This window comes from Heyndrickxia sp. FW510-T9, assembly GCF_058781025.1.
Genome location: NZ_JBYSWK010000105.1, coordinates 1 through 1,531, shown reverse-complemented (window position 1 = coordinate 1,531; position 1,531 = coordinate 1). Strand labels below are relative to the sequence as shown.

Annotated in this window: 1 protein-coding gene; it reads right to left on the bottom strand. The window is 36.6% G+C overall.

What is annotated here, in order from left to right; translation table 11 throughout:
* Positions 1 to 2: 2 nt before the first annotated feature.
* A complete protein-coding gene (locus tag AC3WJF_RS23020) occupies positions 3 to 1,364 on the bottom strand; it encodes an IS4 family transposase (RefSeq protein WP_492456430.1) in 1,362 nt (453 codons plus the stop codon).
* Between the last annotated feature and the right edge of the window lie 167 nt (positions 1,365 to 1,531).

Below are 1,531 nucleotides of genomic sequence, written 5' to 3'. Positions count from 1 at the left end.
ACTCAAACTTCGCAGATTGGAATCGACAAATACACCTTGATATAGTTGGGAAGGCCACCGATCCATCGCTGAAGTTGACTTTTGATTAGTTTTTGGATTTTCTTATTTGTATTTTTTAGGGTATCTTCAAGAAGCTCAATTAATTGCTGTAAAGCGACAGCCCAATCAAGTTCGTTTACTTCATCACAAAGTTCATAAAATAGTCCGCCTAATGTACGTTGATCTGTGTTGCAGCGATTCTGCCACGACAAGACGATATATCGTGAAAATACAATAGTTGTGTGACTAATAAGTAAATCATATGACATTCCTTGGAATTCTTTTTGTAAGCGTAATAGAGATTTGGTTGTTTTAAAGAAGACCTCAATATCCCAGCGCATTCCGTAAATACGCACGATTTCTTGCTCAGAAAGCGTGCAATCAGTGCTGAGAATTGCCAACCATTCGCTCTTTTTATTTCGGTTTTGAACAAACACAACTTTTACCTTTATCCCGTTTGCCATTGTTGTGTGAATAGAACGCAAAATACCTTTCTTGTCTTGGATAGGTGTGGCAAAAGAATAGAGTTCTTTTAAAGATAGTCTTCGGTTATTTACTAAATAACGTTGGTTTGTTGCTTTGACCATTCCGATTACATCGATACCAATCTCAACGATGGATTGTATTAAAGGCTGCTGTGTAAACCAAGTATCCATTAGGACATAATCAGCAGTCACTCCAGCAATTAATGATCTTTCGATCATAGCTGGAATAAGTGTTGGAGCTGATTCTAAAGCTTCTACACGACGTTTAAATCCTGAACTACGCTTATCTATGTTTTCGGAGATTCCATTGATTTGTGATTTCTTTGAACTCAATAATGAGAAGTCGAGAGGCATAAAAGTAAAACCATCTGACCAACCCAAAGTAAGCATACGAAATCCTTTATAGAAGCGTTTGTTCAAAGAAGAATGATCCATACAACGAGCGAGTAGCTCTACTTTTTTACTCCGATTTCGATCGTACATGGAATCATCAATTATCATCACTTTCGGACGATCCGAATCCGTCAGAGTATCAACTTTTTGAATAGTACTCGCACTTAAGAATGTTAAAAAGCGACGCCAAGCAAACTTTGAATGATTCATGAAACGATACACAACGTCTTTGGCTGGATAACGGTCACCCTTCTTAGATTGTAGGAGGGTAAACCAACTCTTGTGATGAAAAATGAGACAAAAAACAAGTTGAAACAGATAGTTACATGTAAACCCAAATCTCTTTTTAATCCCAGAGTTTCGAAGATGTTTGGAAATCTCTAATTCATTAAATACTGATTTTAATTCTTTTGGTAGTTGATTGTTTTGGTCATTATGCTCTATCATATAGGAGGCACCTCTTCTGTTTGGTAGTGTATTCTCGACAAATCCACTATAACAGAATGAGGTGTTTTTTATATTTTAAGAGCATTTTGTCAAGGATCGAATTGAATCCGTGAGGATTCTAAGAGTCCCAAGTATTGAGTCTAATTATTTATGTGCGAAGTTTGAGT